The organism is Pseudomonas sp. (assembly GCF_028293835.1).
In the GTDB taxonomy this organism is placed as follows: Bacteria; Pseudomonadota; Gammaproteobacteria; order Pseudomonadales; family Pseudomonadaceae; genus Aquipseudomonas.
The window spans coordinates 1-26,741 of sequence record NZ_JAQGNX010000093.1; the positions used below are offsets into that span (position 1 = coordinate 1).

General features: G+C 56.5%; 23 protein-coding genes. 12 read left to right on the plus strand and 11 right to left on the minus strand.

Going from position 1 to position 26,741, the window contains the following annotated elements:
- The 4 genes from JWR17_RS12500 to JWR17_RS12515 form a co-directional block, all read left to right on the plus strand.
- The coding region (locus tag JWR17_RS12500; RefSeq protein ID WP_299831877.1) for a hypothetical protein at positions 1-282 on the plus strand (282 nt) is incomplete at its 5' end.
- Between the two features lie 370 nt (positions 283-652).
- Positions 653-2,449 carry a DUF1302 domain-containing protein gene (locus tag JWR17_RS12505; protein ID WP_299831879.1) on the plus strand — a complete coding sequence of 599 codons (1,797 nt, stop codon included), beginning with the start codon at positions 653-655 and terminating at the stop codon, positions 2,447-2,449.
- Positions 2,450-2,471: 22 nt separating this feature from the next.
- Entirely contained in the window at positions 2,472-3,836 is a 1,365-nt protein-coding gene (locus JWR17_RS12510) for a DUF1329 domain-containing protein (protein ID WP_299831932.1), read from the plus strand.
- Positions 3,837-3,995: 159 nt separating this feature from the next.
- The gene (locus JWR17_RS12515) at positions 3,996-6,551 is read left to right on the plus strand and encodes a LuxR C-terminal-related transcriptional regulator (protein ID WP_299831881.1); all 2,556 of its coding nucleotides are present in this window, start codon (positions 3,996-3,998) and stop codon (positions 6,549-6,551) included.
- 19 nt (positions 6,552-6,570) lie between these two features.
- Here the strand turns inward: JWR17_RS12515 and JWR17_RS12520 are convergent, their stop codons facing one another.
- A complete protein-coding gene (locus tag JWR17_RS12520) occupies positions 6,571-7,374 on the minus strand; it encodes a transglutaminase family protein (RefSeq protein ID WP_299831883.1) in 804 nt (267 codons plus the stop codon).
- Positions 7,375-7,568: 194 nt separating this feature from the next.
- On the opposite strand from JWR17_RS12520, the gene JWR17_RS12525 reads away from it, so the two are divergent.
- Complete coding sequence (locus JWR17_RS12525) at positions 7,569-8,594, plus strand: Glu/Leu/Phe/Val dehydrogenase dimerization domain-containing protein (RefSeq protein WP_299831885.1); 1,026 nt, start codon at positions 7,569-7,571, stop codon at positions 8,592-8,594.
- Positions 8,595-8,808: 214 nt separating this feature from the next.
- Here the strand turns inward: JWR17_RS12525 and JWR17_RS12530 are convergent, their stop codons facing one another.
- The gene (locus JWR17_RS12530) at positions 8,809-9,069 is read right to left on the minus strand and encodes a YebG family protein (protein WP_299831887.1); all 261 of its coding nucleotides are present in this window, start codon (positions 9,067-9,069) and stop codon (positions 8,809-8,811) included.
- A gap of 333 nt (positions 9,070-9,402) precedes the next feature.
- Between JWR17_RS12530 and JWR17_RS12535 the strand changes: the two genes are divergently transcribed.
- Positions 9,403-9,891 carry a phosphate-starvation-inducible protein PsiE gene (locus tag JWR17_RS12535; RefSeq protein WP_299831889.1) on the plus strand — a complete coding sequence of 163 codons (489 nt, stop codon included), beginning with the start codon at positions 9,403-9,405 and terminating at the stop codon, positions 9,889-9,891.
- 6 nt (positions 9,892-9,897) lie between these two features.
- Here the strand turns inward: JWR17_RS12535 and JWR17_RS12540 are convergent, their stop codons facing one another.
- From JWR17_RS12540 to JWR17_RS12550, 3 genes are all read right to left on the minus strand, one after another.
- Complete coding sequence (locus JWR17_RS12540) at positions 9,898-10,221, minus strand: DUF3509 domain-containing protein (protein ID WP_299831891.1); 324 nt, start codon at positions 10,219-10,221, stop codon at positions 9,898-9,900.
- Between the two features lie 201 nt (positions 10,222-10,422).
- Positions 10,423-10,833 carry an HPF/RaiA family ribosome-associated protein gene (locus tag JWR17_RS12545; protein ID WP_299831893.1) on the minus strand — a complete coding sequence of 137 codons (411 nt, stop codon included), beginning with the start codon at positions 10,831-10,833 and terminating at the stop codon, positions 10,423-10,425.
- A 152-nt stretch (positions 10,834-10,985) separates the two neighbouring features.
- Positions 10,986-11,858, minus strand: coding sequence for an AraC family transcriptional regulator (locus tag JWR17_RS12550; RefSeq protein ID WP_299831895.1), 873 nt, complete (start codon positions 11,856-11,858; stop codon positions 10,986-10,988).
- A 135-nt stretch (positions 11,859-11,993) separates the two neighbouring features.
- On the opposite strand from JWR17_RS12550, the gene JWR17_RS12555 reads away from it, so the two are divergent.
- On the plus strand, positions 11,994-12,911 hold the full coding sequence (locus tag JWR17_RS12555) for a DMT family transporter (RefSeq protein ID WP_299831897.1): 918 nt from the start codon (positions 11,994-11,996) through the stop codon (positions 12,909-12,911).
- Positions 12,912-13,021: 110 nt separating this feature from the next.
- Here the strand turns inward: JWR17_RS12555 and JWR17_RS12560 are convergent, their stop codons facing one another.
- Both JWR17_RS12560 and JWR17_RS12565 read right to left on the minus strand, forming a co-directional pair.
- Positions 13,022-13,996 carry a D-glycerate dehydrogenase gene (locus tag JWR17_RS12560; RefSeq protein ID WP_299831899.1) on the minus strand — a complete coding sequence of 325 codons (975 nt, stop codon included), beginning with the start codon at positions 13,994-13,996 and terminating at the stop codon, positions 13,022-13,024.
- The gene (locus tag JWR17_RS12565; protein ID WP_299831901.1) at positions 13,993-14,967 is read right to left on the minus strand and encodes a LysR family transcriptional regulator; all 975 of its coding nucleotides are present in this window, start codon (positions 14,965-14,967) and stop codon (positions 13,993-13,995) included. Before JWR17_RS12565 ends, JWR17_RS12560 begins: the two co-directional genes overlap by 4 nt.
- Positions 14,968-15,152: 185 nt before the next feature.
- Here JWR17_RS12565 and JWR17_RS12570 point away from each other — a divergent pair, with 185 nt between their 5' ends.
- Genes JWR17_RS12570 through JWR17_RS12585 form a run of 4 tightly spaced genes read left to right on the plus strand, consistent with a single transcriptional unit; the run spans position 15,153 to position 19,963 of the window.
- Positions 15,153-16,664, plus strand: coding sequence for an efflux transporter outer membrane subunit (locus JWR17_RS12570; RefSeq protein WP_299831903.1), 1,512 nt, complete (start codon positions 15,153-15,155; stop codon positions 16,662-16,664).
- A gap of 34 nt (positions 16,665-16,698) precedes the next feature.
- Positions 16,699-18,876, plus strand: coding sequence for an FUSC family protein (locus tag JWR17_RS12575; protein WP_299831905.1), 2,178 nt, complete (start codon positions 16,699-16,701; stop codon positions 18,874-18,876).
- Positions 18,866-19,066, plus strand: a complete 201-nt coding sequence (locus tag JWR17_RS12580) for a DUF1656 domain-containing protein (protein ID WP_299831907.1) — start codon at positions 18,866-18,868, stop codon at positions 19,064-19,066. Before JWR17_RS12575 ends, JWR17_RS12580 begins: the two co-directional genes overlap by 11 nt.
- Before the next feature lie 30 nt (positions 19,067-19,096).
- Positions 19,097-19,963: an HlyD family secretion protein gene (locus JWR17_RS12585; protein ID WP_299831933.1), complete on the plus strand. Its 867-nt coding sequence runs from the start codon at positions 19,097-19,099 to the stop codon at positions 19,961-19,963.
- A gap of 146 nt (positions 19,964-20,109) precedes the next feature.
- Here JWR17_RS12585 and JWR17_RS12590 read toward each other — a convergent pair whose 3' ends face one another.
- Together JWR17_RS12590 and JWR17_RS12595 are read right to left on the minus strand one after the other, a co-directional pair.
- The gene (locus JWR17_RS12590) at positions 20,110-20,928 is read right to left on the minus strand and encodes an SDR family oxidoreductase (protein ID WP_299831909.1); all 819 of its coding nucleotides are present in this window, start codon (positions 20,926-20,928) and stop codon (positions 20,110-20,112) included.
- Positions 20,929-20,946: 18 nt separating this feature from the next.
- The gene (locus JWR17_RS12595) at positions 20,947-21,405 is read right to left on the minus strand and encodes a multidrug transporter (protein WP_299831934.1); all 459 of its coding nucleotides are present in this window, start codon (positions 21,403-21,405) and stop codon (positions 20,947-20,949) included.
- Positions 21,406-21,553: 148 nt separating this feature from the next.
- On the opposite strand from JWR17_RS12595, the gene JWR17_RS12600 reads away from it, so the two are divergent.
- A complete protein-coding gene (locus JWR17_RS12600; RefSeq protein ID WP_299831911.1) occupies positions 21,554-24,388 on the plus strand; it encodes an RHS repeat-associated core domain-containing protein in 2,835 nt (944 codons plus the stop codon).
- 91 nt (positions 24,389-24,479) lie between these two features.
- Here JWR17_RS12600 and JWR17_RS12605 read toward each other — a convergent pair whose 3' ends face one another.
- Positions 24,480-25,931 carry a mannose-1-phosphate guanylyltransferase/mannose-6-phosphate isomerase gene (locus tag JWR17_RS12605; RefSeq protein WP_299831912.1) on the minus strand — a complete coding sequence of 484 codons (1,452 nt, stop codon included), beginning with the start codon at positions 25,929-25,931 and terminating at the stop codon, positions 24,480-24,482.
- Between the two features lie 119 nt (positions 25,932-26,050).
- The gene (locus JWR17_RS12610; RefSeq protein WP_299831913.1) at positions 26,051-26,734 is read right to left on the minus strand and encodes an alginate O-acetyltransferase AlgF; all 684 of its coding nucleotides are present in this window, start codon (positions 26,732-26,734) and stop codon (positions 26,051-26,053) included.
- Between the last annotated feature and the right edge of the window lie 7 nt (positions 26,735-26,741).

A 26,741-nucleotide genomic window follows, 5' to 3' on the forward strand; every position in this document is an offset into this window, starting at 1 on the left:
ATCAAAGTGTTCAAGGCACGCGCCCTGTCCAATATCCGCCCAACGTTTGTTGAATCTCGATTTGGTAAACACAGTTCAATCACAGTTGGTTGTGGTCTTGCAGCCGAAAAAGATGTCGGAATTTTCCACGTAGATGGGTTGGCGGGAATGTTTGTGATGGTTCGTGGGCGCTTTCCGAGTTTGCTGCCAGATTCCGGACAAAAAAAGGCCGCTGTATCAACAGCGGCCAAAATAAGACGTGGACCAGGAGCTTCAAAATCAACGTCGGTTTACCTGGGATAAAAAACGCTTACACAGTGCAATCGGGGTTTTAGTGGTTCTGGCCGAACGCTGTGAAAGCCCGCCAAGAATAGAGAAATCAGCATGAATGAAACAGAGCGGTTTGCGACATGCACTGTTACGTTCCCGGCAACAACCGCGATTTTTGCTCCAATTTCACCCAAGGCTCTGGTCCGGGCATTGAGGATGGCCCCAAAAGTCAATCCAACGCCGTAATCATCGATCATCCATGCCGTCGATGACGCCGCGCAGAGCCGGGCCAGATGGGGGATTCACTCCTTCGAGGTACACAGTAAATACCTCCTTTGTGCGCTTATCGCTCCTGATCGCTCTAGGTAGGGTATCTTCCTCTGCAATCAACCGGGGAAGACGCATGACAACAACAATAATGCGCGCCATCTTCAAGCCAAAGGCGCTGGCGATTGCCGTCGCATTGGGCTGTACAGCACAGGCGCAGGCCGTTTCATTCAACATTGGCGAAATCGAAGGGCAATTCGATTCCTCGCTGTCTCTGGGCGCCAGCTTCGCGCTGCGCAACGCGGACCCAGGTTTAGTCAGTACTGTGAATGGCGGCAAGGGTCAGGCGGCCACGGGGGATGACAATCGCTTGAACTTCCAGAAAGGCGATGCCTTCTCGGAAATCTTCAAGGGCGTGCACGACCTGCAATTGAAATGGGGCGACAGCGGTTTGTTCGTCCGCGGCAAGTACTGGTATGACTTCGCGCTAGAAGACAACAATCAGGATTTCAAGCAAGTCAGCAATAACGGACGCAAGGAAGCCGCCAAATCTTCGGGCTACGAATTGCTCGACGCCTTTGTTTACCACAACTACACCATCGCCGATCTACCGGGTACCGTGCGGGCGGGTAATCAGGTGGTTAGTTGGGGTGAAAGTACGTTCATCGGGAACTCGATCAACGCGATCAACCCCATCGACGTTTCTGCGTTCCGCCGCCCTGGCGCCGAACTCAAAGAGGGTCTGATTCCGGTCCCTATGCTGTTCGCTTCTCAAGGGATAACCGACAAACTCAGCATGGAAGGTTTCTACCAAGTGCGCTGGCAGGAGACGGTGGTCGATAACTGCGGCACCTTCTTCGGCAACGACGTCGTCGCAGAGGGGTGTAACAACAACTACACCGTTGGTAGCCCGGCCATTGCTCCCTTGCAGCCGATTGCCGCAGCGTTCGGCCATGGTTTCCAGACCACGTCTGAAGGCGTAGTCGTTCCTCGGGGCAGCAGCCGCGATCCAAGTAACAACGGCCAGTTTGGTGCCGCGTTGCGCTGGTTGGGTGACGATACGGAGTACGGTCTGTATTTCGAGAACCTGCACAGCCGTACGCCAGTGCTGAGTACTAAAACCGCCAGCCTGCAAACACTTGCAGCAATCCCAAGCATTGTGAGAACCGCCACCGGTCTGGCGGGCGCCACCGCCGCAGCTGGTTTGGCGCAAAGCACCATGCTCGGTAACGGCGAGTACTACCTTGAGTACCCGGAAAACGTGCGTTTGTTCGGTGCCAGCTTTGCCACCACCTTGCCTGAAGGTACTGCCTGGAGTGGTGAAATCAGTTATCGGCCAAACGCGCCGGTACAGCTCAACACTACTGACCTGACGCTGGCGTTGGTCAACCCGATCGCAGGCGGTGCCGCCTCGCCGATCGCCACCTCACCGGGTGCGGACAACCAGGGCTACCGGCGTAAAGAGATCACCCAGGTTCAATCGACCCTGACGCACTTTTTCGATCAAGTGCTGGGCGCTGAACGGCTGACCGTGGTGGGCGAAGCGGCTGTCGTGCATGTGGGCGGTCTGGAGTCCCAGGATGACCTGCGCTATGGCCGCGATTCGGTGTATGGCGCTTATGGTTTCAACGGCGATACCAAAGGCTTCGTGACGACGACTTCGTGGGGCTATCGCGCCCGGGCAATCCTCGATTACGCCAACGTATTTGCCGGCGTCAACCTTAAGCCAAGCCTATCCTGGTCCCATGACGTCAACGGTTATGGTCCCAACGGATTATTCAACGCAGGCGCTAAAGCGGTCAGCCTCGGCGTTGATGCCGACTACCGCAATACGTACACCGCGAGCCTGAACTACACCGATTTCTTTGGCGGTGACTACAACACTTTGATCGATCGCGACTTCGTTTCCATGAGCGTCGGCGTGAACTTCTGATCGGCTTGAAAAGGGCATGACTATGCGCAAGATATTCCTGCAATGTGGCGTCCTGGCGTTAAGCCTGTTGGCCACCAACGTAATGGCCGCAGTGTCGGCGGAAGAAGCTGCCAAGCTGGGCAAGAGCCTGACGCCGGTGGGCGCGGAAATGGCGGGCAACGCTGCTGGTACTATTCCGGCCTACACCGGCGGTCTGCCGACGAATGCTGGCACCGTTGACGCCAAAGGGTTTTTATCCGACCCGTTCGCCAGTGAAAAACCGTTATTTGTCATCACCGCTGCCAACGTAGCCCAGTACAAGGACAAATTGTCTGAAGGTCAGCAAGCCATGCTGGCGCGTTATGCCGACTACACCATTCCGGTTTACACAACGCACCGCACGTTCGCATTGCCGCAAAAAATCTATGACCTGGCAAAGAAAAGCGCAACCACGGTGACCACGATCAACGACGGTAATGGCTTGGCTAACTTTGCCGATAGCCGCTATTACGCGTTCCCGATTCCGAAAACCGCTAACGAAGTGCTATGGAACCATATCACCCGGTACCACGGCGGCAATGTGCATCGCACCATTGTTCAGGTGACACCGCAAACTAACGGTGCATTTGACGCTGTGACCTTTGAAGAAGATATCGGAGCCCCCGAGGATATTCCGGACATAGACAAGGTAGCCAGTGCCAACATCCTGACCTACTTCAAACAGGAGGTGACCAAGCCTGCACGGTTGGCGGGCAACGTGTTGCTGGTTCACGAAACCATTGACCAGGTAAAAGAACCGCGTGAGGCCTGGATCTACAACGCCGGCCAACGTCGTGTGCGCCGTGCACCGCAAGTGGCTTATGACGGGCCGGGTACTGCTGCTGATGGCTTACGCACCTCGGACAACTTTGACATGTTCTCTGGCGCCCCCGATCGCTACGACTGGCAGTTGGTCGGCAAGAAAGAAATGTACATCCCTTACAACAGCTACAAACTTGATCAGCCGACCCTTAAGTACAGCGACGTGGTAAAGGCAGGGCACATCAATCAAGACCTGACCCGTTATGAGTTGCACCGCGTCTGGGAAGTGATCGGCACCTTGAAAGCCGGGCAGCGCCATATCTATGCCAAGCGCCACATGTACATTGACGAGGACAGCTGGCAAGTGGCATTGGTCGATCACTACGACGGTCGCGGCGCACTGTGGCGTGTCGCCGAAGGTCACGCCGAATTTCACTACGCCCGCCAAGCCGCTGCGTATACGCTTGAGGCTCTGTATGACCTGAACGCCGGTCGTTACATCGCCTTGGGTATGAAGAACGAGGAAAAGCACAGCTACCAGTTCGACCAGAAGTTCCGCGTTTCCGACTTCACCCCCAACGCCTTGCGTAACGCGGGAATTCGTTAAGCTACTAAAACGCACCTTTAGTTAACCCTAAGCCACTTATAGCGATATAAGTGGCTTTTTTTATGTAGGATGATCACTGCGCCGAATATTCCTACATCCAATGCGGTTGAACGGCATAGTGTGGGCGCACAAGGTAAGAATAATAAAAGGGACTCTCCCATGACTGCCTTTACCGTTCATTCGGGTCGCCCGGACTACAGGCCGCGACTGTCTCCCCAGCACATGTCGCGTGACCGACTAACGGTGCCGTTGTTAACCTCCAGCGCACGGGTGAAATTACTTTGCGCACCAGCAGGAAGCGGCAAAAGTGCACTCCTCGGCGAATGCATTCATCAAGCGCCAGCAGACGCGCGTATCACATGGCTGCCCATGGGCGGCGATGCCCAAGCACCTACTGAGTTTTGCGTTCAACTCGCTAACGCGTTGGGCCTTCAATACAGCGATGAGGCAAGTTTGTTGCACCATTTGGCCCAGTGGCAATCGCCGTGCTGGATCGTGTTGGACGATTACTGCCGTATGCCCGCGCCTGAACTGGACCATTGCCTGGATCGTTTTCTAGCCATCAGCAGTCCGGCGGTGACCTGGTGGATAGCGGCGCGTCGGCGGCCGATTTGTAACTGGCCACGGCTGTTGCTGAGCGGTGAGTTGTTCGAACGCGATGGACCGGCGCTGGCGTTTAACCTGCCTGAGATAGAGCAATTATTGATCAATGAGCCGGCCGGATGGCCTCTTGACGCAAGCGCGGCGATTTTTGCCGAGAGCGAGGGCTGGTGCGTCGGGGTGCGGGTAGCCTTATTGAATCCGGCTGAATGGACCGTGGCTGAAAACACCACGCGGCCGCCGCGCAAGCAACACTGTTCTCAGACGCTGTCTGAATACCTTGAGCATGAACTGTTTACCGGGCTTGCTCCGGAATTGGCCGAAGCCTGGCGGGTATTGGCCCATTTACCACGCTTCAATTCGAGTCTGTGCGAGCATTTGTTTGGCGCGGGTGAGGGTGGCAAGTGGCTTAAAACGTTACAAGATATCGGCGGATTTATTGAGCCTTGGAAGCATGGTAACGAGTGGCTTCAGGTCTTTCCTCCGCTTGCTCAGTGTTTACGTGATGAAGAATGGCCCGAGCGCCGCTCGTGGCACCGTCGCGCCTGCCAATGGTTCAGCACCGAAGGTGACTGGCAATCGGCGGTGGAACACGCCGTGCAGGCCGAACAATATGAAGTCGCGGTCAGTCTGTTGCAGCATTACAATTTTACTTACCTGTTACAGGGCCAGAATATTGCGCTGTTGCTTGATCTGTACGAGCGTTTTGCTGACTTGATGCGCGGTACACCGCATTTGATAAGGCTGACCTGTTCGGCGTTGATTTACACCGGTCGTTTTGACTTGGCGGCAGCGTGTCTGGAGCATCTCGGGCGTTTCTTGCCGCAACCCTCCGCAGTGCAACAACGGGACTTCATCGCCGCCTGGCAGACGCAACAAGGTTGGCTGCAGCACTTGTGGGGTAACGCTGAAAGCGCTGTCGGGCATTTTCACGATGCCTGTGCTCACCTCGCCCATGACGCTTGGGCTTGTCGCGTGTTATGTCTTTCCGGGATGACTCAACAAGCGCTGCTTAACGGCGAGTTCGAAGAGGCGTTACTGCATAATCGTGCGGCGCTGTGCCTGGTGCGCGGCGAGGGCTCTTTGGTATTTGAGGCCCTGTTAGAACTGGACCACGCGCAATTACTTGAACAGCGTGGCGCATTGGAACGCAGTGAAAGTACATTGCAGAAAATGCATGATCTGTTGTTATCACACCACGCCGTTACAGGGCCGCTGCTGGGCCGAATTGCACTACGTCGTGGTCGCCTGGCCCTGCAGCAGGGGCTGGACCAGCACGCGCGAAAGCACTTTCGGGCAGGACTTGAACAAGCCCTGCGCAGCAAAGACAAGTTGGCGCTGTTTGGGTTTTTGGGTTTGGCGATACTGGAGGGGAATCGGGGTGACTACGCTCGCGCCTTCGTCTGGTTGCGTGATGCCGAACGGGTGATGCAACAGAATCATGTGCCGGAATACTTTTGGCGCGGCGTGTTATTGCAAGTCAGCAGTCACTTCTGGCTGCAGCAAGGCCGCCCGGCATTAGCCCGAGAAGCCCTGGTCAAAGTATTGCTCCACTTGAGAAGTGCGCCAGCGAAACATGCACCCCCCGCGACGCTGGAACTCATCCCGCATATTGAGTACTTGTTGGTACTGGCTGAGGTTTATTTAAGCCAGGCCGAACAGCCGATGCAGCGCTTGCAAGCGTTACAGCGTCAAGCTAATCAGCAGGGCATGCACAGCCTCGAAACCGAGCTTTATCTGGTGATGGCTGAAGTGGCCTATCTGCAGAATGACGCCCGAACGGCGAATAGCTGTTTAGGCGAAGGGTTGGCGCTGGTCGGCCGCTTCAATTTGCAGCAACCTTTGCGCGAACTAAGACTTCGCCAGCCCTCCATGCTGCGTGACCTGGGGATAGAAGAACATTTGATTGCTGCGGCCGATAATCCCCTTAGCCATCGTGAGCTGGAAGTCCTTAAATTGATCGCTCAGGGCAGTTCAAATCTGCAAATCGCCGAACAGCTGTTTATCTCCCTGCACACGGTAAAGACCCATGCGCGACGCATTCACAGCAAACTGGGGGTCGAGCGTCGTACTCAAGCGGTGGCAAAAGCCAAAGCGCTGGGCCTGATGGCTTAGGCTCGCGGCGGGTTATGGCTCAGTGGTACGCCCTGTTTGGCGGCAAATGACTCAACCGTTCAGCGAGTCGTAAGCGCTGAATCGGGTCTTCACTGAGCAATAATGCATGCTCCAGGTCGAAGCGTTCGGCCTGGGGGCATTCGAGGGACTGGTACAAACTTGCACGGGCCAAATGATCACTGGTGGTTGCCTGGCCTAGCTCTACCACCCGGTCTGCGTCTTTGAGCGATGCCAGAAAATCGTTGTTCATTTGGTGCAAATGCCTGAGGTTTCGCGACAATCGCTGCACCATCGCCATCTCGGTCGCCAGCACCATGTGCTCGGCCTTGAGCTGCATCTCAGGGCCAAATTGACGGACTAGCAACTCGCGGCAATCTTTTGGATATAGCCGGCGCCCTCCGCAGGGGTCAAGCAGGTGATCGGCTCCTGGCACCCGCAGCAGGAAATGTCCGGGGAAATTTACCCCTTCCAGAGGGATTTCTAACCGCCTCGCCACTTCCAGCGCCACGATCGCCAGCCCCAGGGGTTGTCCGCGCCGACGCTGCAGAATTTTGTGCAGCAGCGCGGACTGGGGCCGCGGCTGACTCCAGTCATCCTGTTGAAACCCCAACGTACTCAAGCGCCGTAACATGGGTTGAGCCAGTTCGCTGGCGGGTAGCATTGGCAACGTAGCGCTGACCTGCCGTTTCAAGTCCTCGACGATTTCCAGGCCGTGGGGCAGCGAAAACTCCACGTCGTGTTCGGCCGACACCCATAATGCCGCTTCCAGAACAGAAGGTGGATTGCGTTGCAGGCTGGCAAGGCAGGCTTGGCGCGGGGTCATTAACCTCTCCGGTACGATCGGCGCAGTGCTTCTTGAGGTGGGTCATATCGTGTGCCTTCGCATTCCGTTTTAGCCCTAGCTGCAGCCTTCGTCCAGCGTTGGCGGTTTTTATGTGCGTGTGCTCGAGCGGTCAGTCGTTTTTTTTTCCAACGCCTATACTCGCTAGTAGAATTCCGAAACCGGGAGCACTGCCGATGTTCGCTCTCATGCAAAGCTCACAAGTGGAAACACTGCATTTCATTGTCGATCCGGAAACCGGACTCAAAGCGCTGATCGCCATCCATGACAGTCAGCGAGGGCCAGCCCTTGGGGGCTGCCGTTATATCGATTACGTTGACGAACAAAGCGCTATCGAGGACGCCGTTCGTCTCGCTCACAACATGAGTTATAAAGCGGTGCTGGCAGGGTTGCCCTATGGTGGCGGCAAGGCGGTGATCATGCGTCCTGCCCACGTTCCCAACCGCGGGGCGCTGTTTGAAGCGTTCGGGCGGTTTATCGAAACCCTGGACGGACGGTATATCACTGCTATCGACAGCGGCACGTCCAGTGCTGACATGGACTGCATCGCCCAGCACACACAACACGTCACCAGTACCACCGAGTCGGGAGATCCGTCGCTGCACACCGCCATGGGTGTGTTCGCTGGAATCCGTACCACGGCAATGGCGCGTTTGGGCAGCGACAATCTCGAAGGCTTGCGCATTGCTGTGCAAGGGTTGGGGAACGTGGGCTATCCGCTGGCTGAACAGTTGCACGCGGCAGGCGCCGACTTGTTGGTCAGTGACCTGGACAGTGGCAAGGTGCAACTGGCCATGGACCAATTTGGCGCCCACCCCATCGCTAGCGAAGCATTGCACAGCACACCGTGCGATATATTTGCGCCGTGCGGGTGGGGCGGTGTGCTCAACAGCAAAAGTGTCGGTGAACTGCGCTGTGCCGCAGTCGCTGGCGCGGCCAGTAACCAGTTGAGCAACCTACAGGTTGCCGACCAGCTGGAAGGTCGCGGCATTCTTTATGCGCCGGACTATGTGATCAATTCAGGAGGACTTATCTACGTTGCGCTGCAACATCAAGGCGAACCGCTGAACATCATCACTGCGAACTTATCGCGTATTGGTGTGAGGCTGACCGAGGTGTTTGCTCACGCTCAAGCGGAAAAACGCTCGCCTGCGCATGTCGCCAATACCCTGGCAGAGAACTTGCTGAATGGCGGACATTGAAATGCACTCGAAGAATGCGTACCTATCGAACGTCGGTCCGGGGGTCGCGTTCCATGCGCAACGCATAACTGATTGACTCAAAAGGATACCTTTAGGAGCTGCCGAAGGCTGCGATTCGACCGGGAACCGGTCGCCCGCAACTCCGGCCTATCGCAGCCTTCGGCAGTTCCTACAGAGATTCGCCCCCCCAGCGCGGCTGAACCGCGCTATCCGTTTATTCGCTCGGTTCACTGCCCAGCTCGGCAAGAGCCCCGGCATTATTCTTGAACGCTGCAGCGAAGATCGTCCGATTTTTAGCCATGAAAATACCGGCATCTTCTGCCTGTTTTTCGGTCAGGTCGGCAACGTTTTTCAGCAGAACCTCTGTGAGCGATTCGGCCAACTCAAGCATTTGGTCGTGCGCATCGGCGAGTTTACGGTCCACGAATGTAGTCTCCAAGTCGCGGGTACTGCGATACAGGGTTTCAACAGCCATTTTCGGCCTCGTCATCGGTGCAGTATTGGAAGGGAATTCCCTTGGGCTTTGGGTCTGGCTAAATCTACGGATGCCGCGCACTTCAGCGACTACTGTATTTTTATACAGGTAAAAGCATAAGCCAACTTGCGCAGCTTGGATAGTGGCTTTTTTGCCTTATGCTCATTTTCGAAGAGGGAGAATATGCCTTGCGACAATCCACCACGCTCTCAACCCTAGCCGCTGGCATCCGTTCTGCTTGTTTTATAACGAAACACCCCCGCAAAGCGTCGCGACAGTAAACCGTCACGTCGGCACGGCATCATCTGCTCGAGCTATTCAAGGAAGTACATTTTGAAAATCAACTGGGCTGAATCTCTGCGTAAAAACGTTCACGGCCTGGCCGAGTCAATGGGAAATCTGTGTGTCGAAACGTTCCATTATTTGGCGCTGTTTGCCATTGGCGGGGTCACGGCGTGGGCTGCCGTAATGGCGTTTCTGGAAATGCTGGAGAAGGGGCATATCACGGTAGATGACATTTTGTTGCTGTTCATCTATTTGGAATTGGGCGCAATGGTAGGAATTTACTTTAAAACCAACCACATGCCGGTGCGATTCCTGATTTACGTGGCAATCACAGCATTAACACGCCTGCTTATTTCAGACGTTTCGCACCACAATCCACCCGACTTGGGTGTGGTTTATCTTTCTGGTGCAATTTTGTTGCTGGCCTTTGCGATTCTGGTCGTGCGTTACGCCTCATCGCAGTTCCCGTCGGCGAAGGTTCCGGACCCCGACAGCAAAGCCAGGGGCGCGCTGACCGAGGAGAAGGGGGAGCTGTAGTTTGATTTAACGGGCAGAAAGCTGCGGCTGGTTGCCGTGCCAGTTCTTGCGCGGAACGGGTTGTTCCAGACGATCGCTTCTGGTCATCGCGGTAAGAATGGCCATGGCGCTATGGCCTTGTTCGATGGCGATGCCGAACTGCACGCTCTGGATAAGCCTGCGCAAGCGCTTGGGTTCATTGCGTTGCTCTGCGCTGATCCAGCGCTTGGCAACGACCCCGGTGTCGTTGGACAGGGTCAGCATGATCCCGCCATCCAGGCCTTGAATGCTCAGGTTGACCCGATACTCAGGCTGAAAAACATCAGTGATCAGTTGAAAAGGGTTGTCCATAGCCGGTGCCTGCTTAGGGGATTCTGTTTAAGTTGACCGGCTATCGAGGGATTAAGTTCGCAAAGCAGGAAGAATGTTGCTGTGTTGGTACAGACCGCATGCATCAACTGCGCCACAAAAAAGGGCGGCCCTGTCTGCACAGGGCCGCCCTTTATTCAGGTGTTGCTCAAACAGTGAAGTTAAATAGTTAGCGCTGTTGCATCACCCATGCAAAGCGTCGTCTTTTTCCAAAAACTCTTCTTGGAGCAGGGCATCCGGATTCTCGGAATCCAGGTCCGACTCGGTGGACGGCAGGGCGCGTTTGTCGCGCAATTTGCCGAACAGGTGTTCAAGAGCATGACTTAATTTTTCTGCCGCGCCTTCCACTGCCTGATCCAGTGCATCGGCTTTATGAGTAACGGAAATCGGTTGGTGACCTTTAGGACGGGCTTCCATCTGGCAGCGAATGTCATGGGGGCCAGGCTTGTCACCATTCTCGTCGCGGATATGAACCTCAACGCGAGTCAAATCTTCCTCGTAGTGTTCGAGCGTGCTTTCAACGGTGGTACGTACCCACTCCTCCAGTCGGATGCTGCTTTCAATGTGGTTATCGCTATTGACCTGGATTTGCATAGTTTTTCCCTTACTTAGGCTTTGCTCACGAGGACGAACGGCCTGCCTCGGTCGAGGAGTAACTGCTCGCCTCACACCCTCAGTGTTGGCGCCAATGAGGAAACAATTCAAGCCCTTGGATGCAGAAATATTTTCTCGTGAAAAAAGTACAGCTACAAAAATGCCAACCGATACTCCCCCGGCGTAGCCCCCATCGCTTGCCTGAATCGATTATTAAAATGACTCGCACTGGCAAACCCGCAGGCCATCGCTATCCCTCCCAGCGGCTGTTGTCCGGCTCTCAACAGCTGCCGGGCATAATTTAAGCGACGCGCCAGTACATACTGATGCGGGGGCAGGCCAAAACTCTCGCGAAACATGCGCGCAAAATGGTATTCGGACAGTGCGCAAATCGACGCGAGCTCCCCGAGGCTGATCGGCTCCGCAAGTCGGTGTTCGATGTAGTCCACCAGTTGCCGCCGTAAGTGCGGTGCCAGACCACCTTTTAGACGTAAATCGTGGCGTTGTCCGACTTGGTTGAGCAACGCATGGCTAAGCATTTCGTGGGCGAGGCTGCTGGTCAGTAATCGTTCACCAGGTTCGTGCCAATCAAGCTCGATCATGCTTAGAAAACGCGCTGTTTGTTCTGGATCGTCTATGAATGTGCGTTCACACAGTTGCAGTTCACGAGGCTCGCGGTCGAGCAATGTGACGCAACCGAGGGCGAATTGTTCGGGGCTGATATAGACATGCGCGAGGCGGATCTCGCCGTTGATAACCCAGGCAGATTCATGCCCGGCCGGCAGTATGCATAACTTGCCGGGAGCGCCTTTTTCGCTGGGTTTATTGCGGCGAAACGTGCCGGTGCCGCCAGCGATATAGCACGACAGCGTGTGGTGGCTCGGCGCTTGGTATTCTTGCGCGTCGTGATGGTTGTTCCACAGGGCTGCAACCATCCCGTCACCCAGGCCCGCGCTTTGTTCAAGGCGAGCATTGGGCGAGCTGTTAAGGGCTTGAAAGACCTGGATGGTTTCCAGTGGCGGCATAACGAATCCTCTGTAGTTTGCATCCTACCAAGTCGCCTGCAAGCTGCCAGTCTCCAAACGATCATAAGCGCAAGTTTGTGCAAGCCGCCTGTAGAGCAACTCTTCAGACTGAGGCTCAATTCAGGAGCTGACACGATGAACCTTACTTTGTACCTGCTCACCGTTTTGATTTGGGGCACCACTTGGATCGCCCTTAAATGGCAGTTGGGTGACGTCGCCATTCCGGTGTCGATCGTCTATCGCTTCGGCTTCGCGGCGTTGGTGCTGTTCGTCATGTTGCTGCTTAGCGGGCGCCTGCAGACGGTTAATCGGCGTGGGCAGTTGCTCTGCGTCGCACAGGGCTTGTGCCTGTTCTGCGTCAACTTCATGTGCTTTTACACGGCCAGCCAATGGATCCCCAGCGGCTTGATCGCCGTGGTGTTTTCCACCTCGACGTTATGGAACGCACTCAACGCCCGAATCTTCTTCCGTCAAAAGGTCGCGCGAAATGTATTGGCCGGTGGCGGGCTGGGGTTGATCGGTCTGGCGTGCCTGTTTTGGCCGGAGCTGTCCGGACACACCGCCAGCCATGAAACGCTGCTTGGTCTGGGCCTCGCGTTATTGGGTACGCTGTGTTTCTCGGCCGGCAATATGCTCTCTAGCCTGCAGCAGAAAGCCGGGTTGCGGCCCCTGACGACCAATGCCTGGGGCATGCTCTACGGCGCGGGGATGCTGGCGGTGTATTGCGTGCTGAGCGGCACGCCCTTCAGTTTCGAATGGAACACCCGCTACATCGGTTCGCTGTCGTACCTGGTGATTGCAGGTTCGGTGATTGGCTTTACGGCCTACTTGACCCTGGTTGGGCGCATGGGGCCGGAACGTGCCGCGTATTGCACAGTGCTGTTCCCGGTGGTCGCGCTGAACATCTCGGCGTATGCCGAAGGCTATCAATGGACCCTGCCTGCATTGATGGGCCTGGTGTTGGTGATGCTGGGCAATGTGCTGGTGTTTCGTAAGCCTAAACCCGTGGTGGAAGCGAATGTGTTCGCGAAGGGCGAGACACGGTCATCTTGAATACCGCGTCGCTTGCCTCGCCAACCTGTTGGTTCCTACATATTCACGTAAACCTCTGTAGGAGCCAACGTGTTGGCGAAGACAGCAACGCGGTGGTCAGATGAATCAAATCAGCCCTTCCACACCTGCGGATTAATCAAATCCTGAGGCTTCTCGCCCAGCAAGGCGCTGCGCAGGTTTTGATAAGCGCGATCGGCCATGGCTTGGCGCGTTTCGTTGGTGGCAGAACCGATGTGCGGGAGAGTCACGGCGTTGCTCAGTTGAAACAGTGGCGATTCGGTCAACGGTTCTTTTTCGTACACGTCCAGGCCCGCGCCGCGAAGGGTGCCGTTTTGCAAAGCATCGATCAGGGCCAACTCGTCAACCACCGGGCCGCGGGAGATGTTGATCAGGATCGCGCTGGACTTCATCAGGCCCAATTCACGTTTGCCAATGAGGTGCCTGGTCTTCTCGCTCAATGGCACGACGAGGCAGACGAAGTCCGATTCAGCGAGCAACTGATCAAGACTGCGAAACTGCGCGCTCATCTGCTGTTCCAGCTCGGCCTTGCGACTGTTACCGCTGTAGAGGATCGGCATGTTAAAACCGAAATGACCACGTCTGGCGATAGACGCGCCGATGTTGCCCATCCCGACGATACCCAGGGTTTTGCCATGCACGTCGGTGCCGAAATGTGCGGCCTCAACCGTGCGTTTCCACTGACCGGCTTTGGTCCATGCGTCGAGTTCAGCAACCCGGCGGGCGCTGCTCATCAACAGCGCAAAGGCCAGATCGGCAGTGCTTTCGGTCAGCACGTCCGGAGTGTTGGTCAGCATGATGCCGCGCTCGTTGAAATAGCCCACCTCGTAGTTGTCGTAGCCCACCGAGATGCTCGACACCACTTCCAGCTTGCTCGCGTTTTGCAGTTGCTCGCGGCCCAGTTTGCGACCTGCGCCAATCATGCCGTGGGCGTGGGCCAGCGCATCGTTGAACTGTTCATTCATGTCGCCCAGCTTCGGGTCGGGCACGATCACGTTGAAATCTTGCTGAAGGCGCTCGGCCATTTCAGGGGACACGCGGCTAAACGCCAGGACAGTCTTTTTCATCGGACGATACTCTCGGACGGTTGAATGACGAGATTCAACACGTCATGGGTTTTCAAATCGGCTTCATGGGCGGCGAGAATTTCCGGCAATGAGCCGCGCAAATACTCGACCCACGTTCTGATCTTCGCATCCAGGTACTGGCGCGATGGATAGATGGCGTACAGATTTAATTCTTGCGAGCGGTAATGGGTCAATACCCGAACCAGCGAACCATCGCGCAACCCTTCGATCGCCGAGTAAATCGGCAGGATGCCAACGCCCATGCCGCTGCCGATGGCGGTTTTCATAGCGTCGGCGGAATTAACCAAAAAAGGCGATGTGAGTATGGTCACCACTTCCTGGCCTTCCGGACCGTCGAAGGCCCACTTGTCCAACGGAATCACCGGACTCACCAGGCGTAGACAGGCGTGATTGAGTAAATCCTGAGGCTTTTGCGGCATACCGAACGCCTTGATGTAGGCCGGTGACGCGCAAACGATGCTGTAGGTAATGCCCAGGCGCTGGGAAACGAAGCCCGAATCCGCCAGTTCGCTGGCCAGCACGATGGAGACGTCATACCCCTCATCCAGCAGGTCCGGCACGCGGTTGGCCATGGTCAGGTCGAAGCTGACGTCCGGATGGTGTTTGCGATACCGGGCGATGGCGTCAATCACGTAATGCTGGCCGACACCGGTCATCGAATGCACTTTTAGCTGACCTGCCGGACGCGCATGGGCGTCGCTGGCTTCGGCTTCGGCTTCTTCCACGTATCCGAGTATTTGTTCGCAGCGCAACAAATAGCGCTTGCCCGCTTCGGTCAAGGCAATGCGCCGTGTAGTGCGGTTCAGCAGACGGGTTTGCAGGTGCGCTTCAAGATTTGAGACTGCTCTAGATACGTTCGCGGTGGTTGTATCAAGCTGTACCGCTGCGGCAGTAAAGCTGCCCGCTTGCGCCACACAGCTGAAAGCACGCATGTTTTGCAGGGTATCCATTGGCAGTGCTCTGATGAGATCGACAAATTGTGACATGAAGTAACGTCAGACGTGAGCCTGGCCTCGGGATTATCACCCAATCGGTAACAAAGAATCGCACTTCACCTGTCTTATCGTCTCCTGGACTGGCCTCTAGAATTGCTGCCTACCCTCCAGCGTCCACCTTCAGTCGGGAATTTTCAGCAGTGCCGCGTCGCATGACCAGAGGGCTCAAACCCTTATTTGTTTTGGCTTATTCCCTCGCAATCGGCGGCTGTATAGGCACCGGAGGTATTGGCCCTCAGGATCATTCCCTCACGGTGAACGAGCTTGCAACCGACGAAGCGATTCAGCGTGCAGCTAAAGAGGCTCATTGGCCCCTCGCCCAATGGTGGCGAGCATACGGCGACGAGCAACTGAACAGTTGGATCGAATTGGCCGCCAAAGGCAGCCCAAGCCTGGCGATGGCTGCCGCCCGCGTCCGGCAGGCCAAGGCCATGGCCGGGGTCGCCGAGTCTGCGGAGTCGTTGCGCATCAACGGCGACTCGACGATCAAGCGGCATAACTGGCCAACCGACCAGTTTTATGGCCCCGGCGAACTGTCGAATACCAGCACCTGGGATAACAATGCCTCGCTGGGCCTGAGTTATTCCCTTGATCTCTGGGGCCAGGAAAGCAATGCCACCGAACGCGCGCTTGACTTGGCCCACATGAGCGCCGCCGAAGCCCGCCAAGCTCAGTTGGAACTGCAAAACAACATTATCCGGGCCTACATTCAGTTATCGCTGAATTACGCACAACGCGACATTGTTCAGGCCACGCTTGCTCAGCAGGAGCAAATTCTGCAGTTGGCGCAACGACGCTTCGACGGTGGAATCGGCACTCACTTTGAGATCAGCCAAGCGCAAACCCCGCTACCGGAAACCCATCGCCAGATTGACGCCTTAGACGAGGCCATCGCCCTGAGCGGTAATCAACTGGCGGCCCTGGCCGGTAAGGGGCCGGGAGAGGGCGCACGTTTACAGCGACCGACATTGTCCTTGCTGTCCGCACTGAAGCTGCCTTCTGCATTGCCTGCCGAATTACTCGGGCAGCGTCCGGACGTGGTCGCCAGCCGCTGGCGGGTAGCGGCTCAAGCACGCGGTATCGACGTCGCTCATGCCGGTTTCTATCCCAACGTCGATCTCGCCGGCAGCCTCGGTTACATGGCCACCGGCGGCGGTATGCTGTCGTTCCTTACCGGCACCAAATTTAATTACAACGTCGGCCCGGCCATTACCTTGCCAATCTTCGACGGCGGTCGCTTGCGTTCGGAACTGGGTGAAGCCGCAGCGGGGTATGACATTGCAGTCGCGCAATACAACCAGACATTGATTACCGCATTGAAAGAAATTTCCGATCAGTTGATTCGCCGCGCGTCCATGGATAAGCAGCAAGCCTTCGCTGGTGAGTCCGTCGCATCGGCACAGAAAACCTACGACATCGCCCTAGTGGCATACAAGCGTGGGCTGACTGACTACTTGAACGTGCTCAATGCCCAAAGCCTGTTGTTCCATCAACAACAGATTCAACAGCAGGTCCAGGCTGCGCGCCTGACCGCCCATGCTGAGTTAGTTGTGGCGCTGGGCGGTGGTTTGTCTGCAGGCGCCGACGCGCCCGCCGTAGAAAAGACCCTGCCCGCTAAAACCCCGGCAGTACTCGCGGTGTTTGACCATTGAACACAACCCTCTACAGATATAAGTTGATTTGCCCATGATCCGCGACCTGACTTCCCTGGAATGGCGGCGTGAATTCTTTGCCTGGGCGCGCAGCGATGGCGTGACCTGGATCTACATTTTCAAAGTCCTGATCGCCGCATTCCTGACTTATTGGATTGCGCTGCGACTGGAACTGCCCCAGCCGCGCACGGCCATGATCACGGTATTTATCGTTATGCAGCCGCAAAGCGGCCATGTGTTCGCCAAGAGTTTTTATCGCTTCCTGGGTACCTTGGCCGGTTCGGCGGTGATGGTATTGCTGATGTCGTTGTTCGCGCAGAACACCGAATTATTCCTTGGCAGCCTGGCGTTGTGGGTCGGCTTTTGCTCGGCAGGCGCGGCGCGTTATCGCAACCTGCGGGCTTATGGATTTGTCCTGGCTGGCTACACCGCAGCCATGATCGGCTTGCCAGCATTGGCGCACCCGGAAAGCTCATTCATGGCAGCCGTGTGGCGGGTGATGGAAATCTCTCTCGGGATTGTTTGCTCGACCCTGGTCAGCGCCGCGATTCTGCCGCAAACCACCAGCGCCGCCATGCGCAACGCCCTCTATCAGCGCTTCGGCGTGTTTGCCCGATTTGCTGCGGATGGCATGCGCGGGGTCAGCGAACGTGCGGCATTCGAAGCGAGCAACGTGCGCTTCATCGTCGAAGCCGTCGGCCTGGAAGGGCTGCGCAGCGTCACGGTATTTGAAGACCCGCACATGCGCCGGCGCAACGGTCGGTTGAATCGCTTGAACAGCGAGTTCATGGCCATCACCACGCGCTTCAATGCACTGCATCAGTTGCTTGAAAGGCTGCGGGCGAGGGGCACTACCCAGGTGGTCGCTGCCATCGAACCGGGTCTGGCGATTCTGTCAGAATTGCTCGATGGTTTCGCCGAACGCGCGTTGACCAGCCCTGACGCGGCGATACTTGACCAGCGCTTGGCTGCCTACAAGGCCGGCTTGCCGGGGCATGTGCGCAGCTTGCGTGAGGCATTGACCGCAACCCGTCCGAACGCCGCTGACCTGTTGGATTTTCATACCGCCTATGAGTTGCTGTACCGCTTTGTCGATGACCTGCACAACTACGCGCAGACCCATGCGTCACTGGCTGATCACCATCACGTTCGCGAGCAATGGGATGAGTCGTTCAAGTCCACCACCAGTTGGTTGTCGTCAGCGGCGTCGGGCATTCGCGCCTTGTTCATCGTTGGCGCGCTGGGCAGTTATTGGGTGGCGACAGCCTGGCCCAGCGGCGTGACCATGACCTTGGTCTCGGCGGCCACCATTGCGCTGTCCGCCACCACGCCCAATCCCAAGCGCATGGCCTTTCAAATGGCCTGCGGCACGCTGATGGCGGCTGTTTTCGGCTTTGTGGAAACCTTTTTTATCTTCCCGTACATCGATGGCTTTGCGCTGCTGTGCGTGTGTCTGGCACCGGTGTTTGTGCTCGGGGCATTCCTTGCTTCGCGACCAAAATGGGCCGGTATCGGGTTAGGCCTGCTGATCTTTTTCAGCATCGAATCGGTGCCCGATAACCTGACGATTTTCGATCCCTATCTGTTCATCAACGACTACATCGCCATGGTCCTGGGCATGCTGGTATGTGCCGCAGCGGGGGCCATTATTCTCCCACCCAACAGCCGTTGGCTGTGGCGTCGGCTGGAGGATCACCTACGGCGGCAAGTGTTGTTTGCCCTGACTGCGCCGTTGCGTGGCCTGGGGACGGGCTTTGAAAGTCGCACCCGCGATATGTTGCATCAAGCCTACGGCCTGGCCGCAGGGCAGCCGTTGGTGCAACGCGGTCTGTTGCGCTGGATGTTCGTGGTGCTGGAAGTCGGCCACGCGATTATCGAGTTACGGCGTGAGCAAGCGGCTTTGCCCGACGTCGCCTGTTATGCCGATTCGCAGCCGTGGCGTCACGCGATCCGAGTCATGGGCCGCTCGTTGGTTCGATTGTTCGTCCAGCCTGGCCGCAACAATCTTGAACGCAGCTTGAGTGCGGTCAATCACGCGATTGTTTGCGTGCAGGATACCGATGAGCCTTTCGCCCCACACTTCGAAACCTCGGCGCTGCGTAGGGTCCAGAGTTACCTGCATTTTATTCGTACCTCATTGCTCGACCCGCAATCGCCGTTGGCCGCCTATGCCGCCCAACGTGAGCCGCTAGGACTTCTGCATGCCTCGTGAAATAGCGTTCCATGGCCTTTATATGCCCACCGTGACTGTGATGTTTTTGATTGCGGCTGTCTTGGCCTGGGTGCTGGACCGAATGCTGTCTGCGCTGGATCTGTACCGATTTTTCTGGCACCCGGCGTTACTGCGGCTGAGCCTGTTCGCCTGCATTTTCGGTGGCCTGGGACTGACCGTTTACGGTTGAAATACTCCGAATTAGAACGCCTTCTTGAGAATCTGGATGAAAAAGCTCTTCAGTCTGACTGCCACGTTATTGGTCCTGGCCCTGGCCATCTGGATCGGCCACACCCTGTGGGTGCATTACATGGACACCCCGTGGACCCGCGATGGCCGCGTGCGTGCCGACGTGATCAACGTCGCGGCGGACGTCTCTGGCACCGTGGTTGATGTGCCGGTGCACGATAACCAGCAGGTGAAGAAAGGCGACCTGCTGATGCAGATCGACCCGGATCACTACCAGCTCGCGGTGAAACAGGCACAGGCGACTGTGGCGTCACGTAAAGCCACCTGGGAGATGCGCAAGCTCAATGCCAGCCGCCGCGCCGACATGGACAGCCTGGTGATTTCCCGCGAGAGCCGTGACGATGCCAGCAACATTGCGGTGTCTGCCCAAGCGGACTATCAGTTGGCCCAGGCGCAACTCGAGGCGGCTGAACTCAACCTGCAACGCACCCGAGTATTGGCTTCGGTGGACGGTTATGTGACTAACCTCAATGTCCATCGCGGTGACTACGCGCGCATTGGCGACGCGAAGATGGCCGTGGTCGACATGAACTCATTCTGGGTGTACGGCTTCTTTGAAGAGACCAAATTGCCGCACATCCGCGTCGGCGATCCGGCTGACATGCAACTCATGAGCGGTCAGTTGCTCAAGGGGCACGTTGAAAGCATTGCCCGCGCTATTTATGACCGAGACAACCCGCAAAGCCGAGAACTGATCGCCGACGTCAACCCAACCTTCAACTGGGTTCGCCTGGCGCAACGAGTGCCGGTGCGTATCCACCTGGACAGCGTGCCCGACGCCGTGGTGTTGGCGGCTGGCAGCACCTGCACCGTGATCGTTAATCCGGGGGTTGACTAGGGTAAGACACAGGACTTCTGAGCCAACTTGTTGGCGACATCCAGATCACCGCGATTTTCTGTTTTCCGCAGGAGGTTCCGCCACGTCTCCGACGCCGCGCTGTCGCGCAGCAAACACAAAAGCTCCTACAGAAGATTGCGTTCGATTCACAGTGCTTTATCCAACCCATACCGCTTGCGCAGCACTTTCTCCAACAGTCCTTTGGGCAGCCATGCCATCAGTGGCAGAGCACGGCAACCGTTGCCCAGGCGCAGCACGCGCGGTGGTGTGTCTTTTTGCACTGCCCGGAGCAGGTCATGGGCGAATTCCAAGGCGGGCGTCGGGTTGCCTTGTGAAGCGTTGGCTCTGGCCCGAATCCCGGCGCGTAACGGCCACCAGGGCGAGGACTCAGCGATCAACATCTCTGCTTCCCGGGACGCATTACTGGCAAACTGGGTGTCGAGGGCGCCGGGCTGTACCTCCATCAGCCTGACACCAAAGGGGGCCAGCTCCAGACGCAATGCATCGCTCAACGCATGCACCGCCGCCTTAGACGCGCAATAAGCACCAGCAAACGGCGTCGCCAACACCCCCGATACGCTGCCGATGTTCACCACCATTCCCTTGTTTCGACGCAACAATGGAAACAGCGCACGGGTGACGCCCACTACCGAAAACACATTGGTTTCAAACTGACGGCGCATGGCCTCGACGCCGCCATCCAGCAGCGGCCCCATGGCGCCATAGCCGGCGTTGTTAATCAACAGATCAAGCCCGCCGCCCTCACCAAGCGTTACCGCTAACCGCTCCAGCGCTGCGCTGTCGTTAACGTCCAGCTCCACGGAAGAAAAACCCGCGGCCTCCAGGGTTGCCACATCCGAAGGTTTGCGCGCGGTGGCCCATACGTCATACCCAGCGGCTTTGAACGCATCAGCCATAGCCCTGCCAATGCCGCTGGAACACCCGGTGATTAACGCGATGGGCATAGTTGTTGTCCTTATTGTTTAAAAATTACCCTGCAAATGTTCGGCACGATATTCCACCGTTTCCGGTCGATACCCTGAACGTAACGGCGGGGCAGGCAGGCAGTCTTGCCAGTCGCCACCTGCCGGCAATTCCCCCGGACCGCTGTAGCGAGGTGCAGCGTAGACGTTGTCTGCCAGGTTCACCGTATCGCCCGGTCGATAAGCCGCAACTCGCCACTGCAACGCCTGCAGCGGCACCTTGTTGCCATTGTGCAACTGAATCCGCAAGGGTCGATCAGCAGGGCATTGTTCAGGCGAATAGCTCAGGCGCAACTCAAGACGCTCTAGCTGACGGGTTTCCGTGCTGTCCTGCCACAGCACCCACAGCGTTACCAGTCCTAAACACAGCACCGCTGCCAACGATACCGACAAGGCTTTGGTCGGGTAACGCAGCAGTAAGATGAGCCATGAAAGGATGAGAATGATGCCGATCAGCATGTAGGAAACCTTGGTCATAGCAGATGCTAGGCATCGTACAGAAATGAGAGCGAGGTTGACCAATAGCGTAACCATTCATCTGAACCTGACCGGGTTTCAATGCAACTATCCGGGAGATGCCTAGGCTTCAATTGTCGATCAGGGATGGATGGACACCATGACGCTTCATGCTTTTACCCCCACATTGGCTGTCACCGAACCCCGCGGTCTGGTGGCGCGGTCGGTTGCTTGGTATCGAACCGATATTGCCGAGAGCCTGCACATACGCGTTAACCGTTCAGCATTCGACGCGGCCGGGCGTGTTGTGCAGCAATGGGACCCACGTTTGTGGGCCGAGGCTTCAGAAAATGCGTCCGCACCCGCGAATCTGGTAATGGTGTATTCGTTAACCGGTCATTTGTTGGGAAGCGACAGCGTTGATGCTGGCTGGCGTGTCGGCTTGTTCGGCGAGGCCGGGCAAGCTCAGGAAACATGGGACGGGCGCGGTTTTCGGCGGCGCCATGCTTACGACGCGTTACTCAGGCCGACAACACTATTCGAGACCAGTAATGAACAGGCTGAGCGCTGTGTCGAGCGGTTTGATTACGGGACCAACGAAGCCAGTGTGCTGCACAATCAATTGGGCCAATTGATCCGACATGATGATCAGGCGGGTTCTCGGTTAATCAGTGGGTTCGGTTTGACGGGTGCTGTGCTTGAACTCACTCAACATTTTCTGTCCGAGCTTCAATCTCCTGACTGGCCGAATGCTGGGCGCGATGAGATGTGGGAGTCGGGTGCTGGCGCAACATCAACGTGGCGCTACAACTCGCTGGGTAATCTGCTGGCTCAGACCGATGCACAAGGCAATAGTCAACTCTATGCTCACACTGTTGCGGGCCAACTAAAGGGCAGCGCTTTACAGCTTAAGGGTCAACCACCACGGCCTATCGTCGGTGATATCAGTTACGACGCCCAAGGCCGTGTCGAATCGGAAACCTTGGGCAACGGCGTCATCAGCACGAGCCGTTATCGCGAAAATGACGGGCGTCTGACTCAGCTTTCTGCCCAGCGTTCCAACGGCGAGGTGCTGCGAGATCTGCATTATGACTACGACCCGCTGGGCAATGTCATACGCATCGAAGACAGTTCGCAATCCACGCGCTTTTTTGCCAATCAGCGGATCGAACCCGTCTCGACCTATCGCTACGACACGCTGAATCAACTGATCGAAGCCACGGGCCGGGAAACAGCCAGTGTCAATCACGGGCCACTCTTTCCGGTCTTTCACACACCGCCAGACTCGTCGCAACTGGCCAATTACACGCAAACCTACGGCTACGATGCCGCTGGCAACTTGCAGAAACTTACCCATGTGGGCGCGCAAAATCACTCCCGCACGTTAATCACTGCCCACTACAGCAATCGAAGTTTGCCGCAACTCGATGATCAACCGCCCACCGAGGCCGACATCGCCAATGGGTTCGATGAAAACGGTAACTTGCGGCAGTTGCAGCCCGGCCAGCCGTTGGAGTGGGACTCAGGTAACCAACTGCAGCAAGTGCGCCCGGTTGTGCGAGAGTCTGGCAACGACGACAGCGAGCGTTACATCTACGACGCCAGCGGACAGCGTGTACGCAAAGTACGAATCAGCCTAGCCAAAGCTGTTACTCATCGCAGTGAAGTGCGTTACTTGCCGGGTCTAGAGGTTCGTACGAACACAGCGACCGGCGAGGTATTGCAGGTGATCACGGCTCAGGCGGGGCGTAGCGAAGTGCGGGTATTGCACTGGGAAGCGGGCAAACCCGAGGGCATCGATAACAATCAGTATCGTTACAGCCAGAGTGACCATTTGGGTTCCCGCACCCTGGAACTGGACCATGAAGCGCAGCTAATCAGTCAGGAAAGTTATTACCCTTTCGGCGGCACGGCGTGTTGGGCAGGCAGAGATGCTGTTGAAGCAAATTATAAAACCGTGCGTTATTCGGGCAAGGAGCGAGATGCGACGGGGCTTTATTACTATGGGCTGCGGTACTACGCGCCTTGGTTACAGCGCTGGATAAATCCGGATCCGGCGGGGGAGGTTGATGGACTTAATCGCTATCGAATGGTCGGAAACAGTCCTGCCAGTCGCGTGGATCGTGAGGGGCTTATGCAGCGACCTCCTCCCGTAGCGGAACGTCCTGTCACCTCTTTACGCGGCCGTGGAGTGCCGCCCCCTGTGCCCGACAGACCCGCGCCAATGGGACGTGGACCCTTTGTTACGCCTCGACCCTCATCTCCTACTGGCTGTAAAAGAAAATCAATCGCTCCTAAAGTGCCGTCAGGCTTGCCGGTACCTTACGAAGATCTATCACTGGGCAGCAGGCCAATTCTGTTAAGGAATATAAGGAACGTATCCAGCAGTTATGAAAGCTGGGTCGTGGAGCTTTCGGACACGGAGTGGGGTGTGCATAAAGACTATTCATCAATGACAGCGTTGGACGCACACGGTTTGGCTAAACAAAAGATCGGCGCAGCGAACGAAATCTTTGCGTATCAGTTCAGTAAGGCGCTCAACTTGAACATCGTTCCGGCAACGGTCATGCGACCAGGAACTGACAGAGAGGTTATTTCACGATACGTCGATTCGATGCCCGGCGACGTAGCATTCAATAGGCAGCAATCTAGTTTGTATGTTTTCGACTTTCTATTGAATACACGAGATCGTCTTGATGACGGACGGAATGGGAATATTGTTTTCGACAAAGGTGGACGTGCGTTTGCAATTGATCACGATTTGATTTTGGAGCCAGGTTACGAAGCAATTTCTGAATCCCAGATTTCGCCAGAAGCGCTTGCTATTTTCGGTAGCGATCCCATCACCAAGGTGAGTTTGCTTGAAACTGACTGGGACCATTTTTTTGAAGAAAACATCTCACCGCAATTTACCGACAGAAGGGGGCAGGCAAAGTCTGAGTTTTTGAACAGGATCAGTTTTATTCGAAGTCGTTTCCAGGCTTGATTGCCCTCCGTCAGGCTTAAAAAAAACGGCAATCCCGGCACATTTGAAATGCGCGGGGGACTGCCGGCGATAGGCCTTGCGCTACTCTCTATCAGCGCGCAATTGTCTTGGTCTGAACCCCAATCTCTGCACTCTTCGAACGACCATAAATATCTTCGAAGCGTTCGATATCATCCTCGCCCAAATAACTGCCGGACTGCACTTCGATAATCTCTAGCGCGATCTTGCCGGGGTTGCGCAAGCGGTGCACGGAGGCTATTGGAATGTAGGTCGATTGGTTTTCGCAGAGCAGGAACACATTCTCGTCGCAGGTGACTTCTGCGGTGCCGGAAACAACGATCCAGTGTTCTGCGCGGTGATGGTGCATTTGCAGCGACAGGCTGGCACCCGGTTTGACCGAGATGTGCTTGACCTGGAAACGACCACCCATGTCCACCGAGTCGTAGGAACCCCACGGCCGGTACACTTCGCAGTGGTTCTGGGTTTCGCTGCGGCCCTGTTCGTTGAGGGTGTTGACCATCTGTTTGACGCCCTGAACCTTGTCCTTGTGGGCGATCATCATGGCGTCTTTGGTTTCAACCACGACAATGTTGTCCAGGCCAATCACCGAGACCAGCTTGCCATTGCCGTGGATCATGCAATTGCGGCTGTCCTGAATCACCACATCGCCTTTGCTGACGTTGCCGTTGTGGTCTTTTTCCTGCACGTCCCACAGTGATGACCAGCAACCGACGTCATTCCAGCCCGCAGTCAATGGCACCACGCAGGCGCGTTGGGTTTTTTCCATGACCGCGTAGTCAATGGAGTTGTCCGGGCAGCAAGCGAATGTGGCTTCGTCGATGTCGATGTTATCGCCGTCACGCTTGCTGCGTTCCAGGGCCAACATGCAGGTGTCGTAAATGTCTGGCTCGTGCCTTTTCAGCTCTTCCAGGAAGCGGCTGGCACGGAACAGGAACATGCCGCTGTTCCAGAAATAGTTGCCGGCTTCGACAAACTCCGCAGCGCGCTTTTCATCCGGTTTTTCGACGAAGTGCGATACCCGGCTGACGCCTTCTGGCAGCAACGCATCGTTGGTCGATTTGATGTACCCGTAGCCGGTTTCCGGTTTGGTCGCCGGTACACCGAACAGCACCATTTCGCCGCGCTCGGCGGCGACAGTGGCCAACGCCAAGGCGCGCTGCAAGGCTTTTTGATCGTCGATAACGTGGTCGGCTGGCAATACCAGCATCAGTTCATCGCGGCCTTCGCTGAGCAGCAGCATGGCAGTGATCGCCACCGCTGGCGCCGTGTTACGGCCAAAGGGTTCCAGCACGATCGCCTGGGTATCCAGCCGCAGGGCTGAAAGCTGCTCGTTGACGATAAAGCGATGGTCCTTGTTGCAGACCACGATAGGTTCCTCCATGCCATCGAACACCAGGCGCTCCAGGGTCTGCTGGAACAGAGTGTGCTCGCCGGTCAGCGCCAGGAACTGCTTGGGAAATTGTTTGCGCGAAAGCGGCCAGAGTCGCGAGCCGCTACCACCTGACAAGATCACTGGAATCATTTTATTTCTCCAAATGCGTTCGAATGGTTGTACGTCGTATTCCGTCGTTTCAGTCTTGTTGTTGTTCTGTGCCAGCCGGCCCCCTCACGGCAAAACGCCCAGGGCCAGCCGTTAAATGATTAGCGCGAAGCGACCGGCGGCTTGACCCAAACCGGCGATAAGTTGCTGCCGCTGCCGGTGACATACAGCACGGCGGCTTCACCCCGTTCCAGGGCAACGGGCTTCAGGTCGCTGACTTTCTTGTCGCCTTCGTACAGCGCCAGGCTGACTTTCACCGGATTGATTTCACGATCGCCACGGCCTTTAGCGGCAACGGCTGTGACCACATCGGTTTTGCCGTCGGCGGTTTTCAAGGTCAGCGGTTTGTCGCTGAGGTTCTGCACGCGCACCAATGATTTCTGCTTGTTTTTGAACGGCGGTTCTTCAACCAGTTGTGGGGCGCCACTGGTGTTGCTGACCAAGGTGTAATACTGGTCGCTGGCTAATTTCACCGGCACGGTTTGGCTGCCGACTTTGGCGCTGTAATCGCCTTGGGGCATGAAGCTGAAAGCGCTACTGGCCAGCGGGGCGATTTCGTTAAGGGCAGTGTTGCCCACGGTGGCGCTGACTTCGGCGTTGCTGGCGTTATAGACCCGAATGAAGGTCGAGCCTTTTGGTGCAGTCGGGCCATAGAGCGCAGAGTCGCCACCGGCGAACGCTTGCACAGAGAACAGGCTGATACCGGCAACCAACGCGCAGGTTTTCAGCAGGCTTTTGGTCGACGTCGTGTTCGCCAAACGGTTTGCAGCGGTCTGTAAGGTCATGGGGGTT

Bases quoted from the DNA above. Each gene is read 5' to 3' on its own strand.
- JWR17_RS12520 (WP_299831883.1), bottom strand. From the start codon at position 7,374: ATGACCCCGCGCCAAGCCTGCCTTGCCAGCCTGCAACGCAATCCACCT.
- JWR17_RS12515 (WP_299831881.1), top strand. From the start codon at position 3,996: ATGACTGCCTTTACCGTTCATTCGGGTCGCCCGGACTACAGGCCGCGA.
- JWR17_RS12505 (WP_299831879.1), top strand. From the start codon at position 653: ATGACAACAACAATAATGCGCGCCATCTTCAAGCCAAAGGCGCTGGCG.
- JWR17_RS12555 (WP_299831897.1), top strand. From the start codon at position 11,994: ATGAACCTTACTTTGTACCTGCTCACCGTTTTGATTTGGGGCACCACT.
- JWR17_RS12510 (WP_299831932.1), top strand. From the start codon at position 2,472: ATGCGCAAGATATTCCTGCAATGTGGCGTCCTGGCGTTAAGCCTGTTG.
- JWR17_RS12605 (WP_299831912.1), bottom strand. From the start codon at position 25,931: ATGATTCCAGTGATCTTGTCAGGTGGTAGCGGCTCGCGACTCTGGCCG.
- JWR17_RS12600 (WP_299831911.1), top strand. From the start codon at position 21,554: ATGGACACCATGACGCTTCATGCTTTTACCCCCACATTGGCTGTCACC.
- JWR17_RS12540 (WP_299831891.1), bottom strand. From the start codon at position 10,221: ATGGACAACCCTTTTCAACTGATCACTGATGTTTTTCAGCCTGAGTAT.
- JWR17_RS12610 (WP_299831913.1), bottom strand. From the start codon at position 26,734: ATGACCTTACAGACCGCTGCAAACCGTTTGGCGAACACGACGTCGACC.
- JWR17_RS12530 (WP_299831887.1), bottom strand. From the start codon at position 9,069: ATGGCTGTTGAAACCCTGTATCGCAGTACCCGCGACTTGGAGACTACA.
- JWR17_RS12560 (WP_299831899.1), bottom strand. From the start codon at position 13,996: ATGAAAAAGACTGTCCTGGCGTTTAGCCGCGTGTCCCCTGAAATGGCC.
- JWR17_RS12550 (WP_299831895.1), bottom strand. From the start codon at position 11,858: ATGCCGCCACTGGAAACCATCCAGGTCTTTCAAGCCCTTAACAGCTCG.
- JWR17_RS12590 (WP_299831909.1), bottom strand. From the start codon at position 20,928: ATGCCCATCGCGTTAATCACCGGGTGTTCCAGCGGCATTGGCAGGGCT.
- JWR17_RS12565 (WP_299831901.1), bottom strand. From the start codon at position 14,967: ATGGATACCCTGCAAAACATGCGTGCTTTCAGCTGTGTGGCGCAAGCG.
- JWR17_RS12525 (WP_299831885.1), top strand. From the start codon at position 7,569: ATGTTCGCTCTCATGCAAAGCTCACAAGTGGAAACACTGCATTTCATT.
- JWR17_RS12575 (WP_299831905.1), top strand. From the start codon at position 16,699: ATGATCCGCGACCTGACTTCCCTGGAATGGCGGCGTGAATTCTTTGCC.
- JWR17_RS12580 (WP_299831907.1), top strand. From the start codon at position 18,866: ATGCCTCGTGAAATAGCGTTCCATGGCCTTTATATGCCCACCGTGACT.
- JWR17_RS12545 (WP_299831893.1), bottom strand. From the start codon at position 10,833: ATGCAAATCCAGGTCAATAGCGATAACCACATTGAAAGCAGCATCCGA.
- JWR17_RS12595 (WP_299831934.1), bottom strand. From the start codon at position 21,405: ATGCTGATCGGCATCATTCTCATCCTTTCATGGCTCATCTTACTGCTG.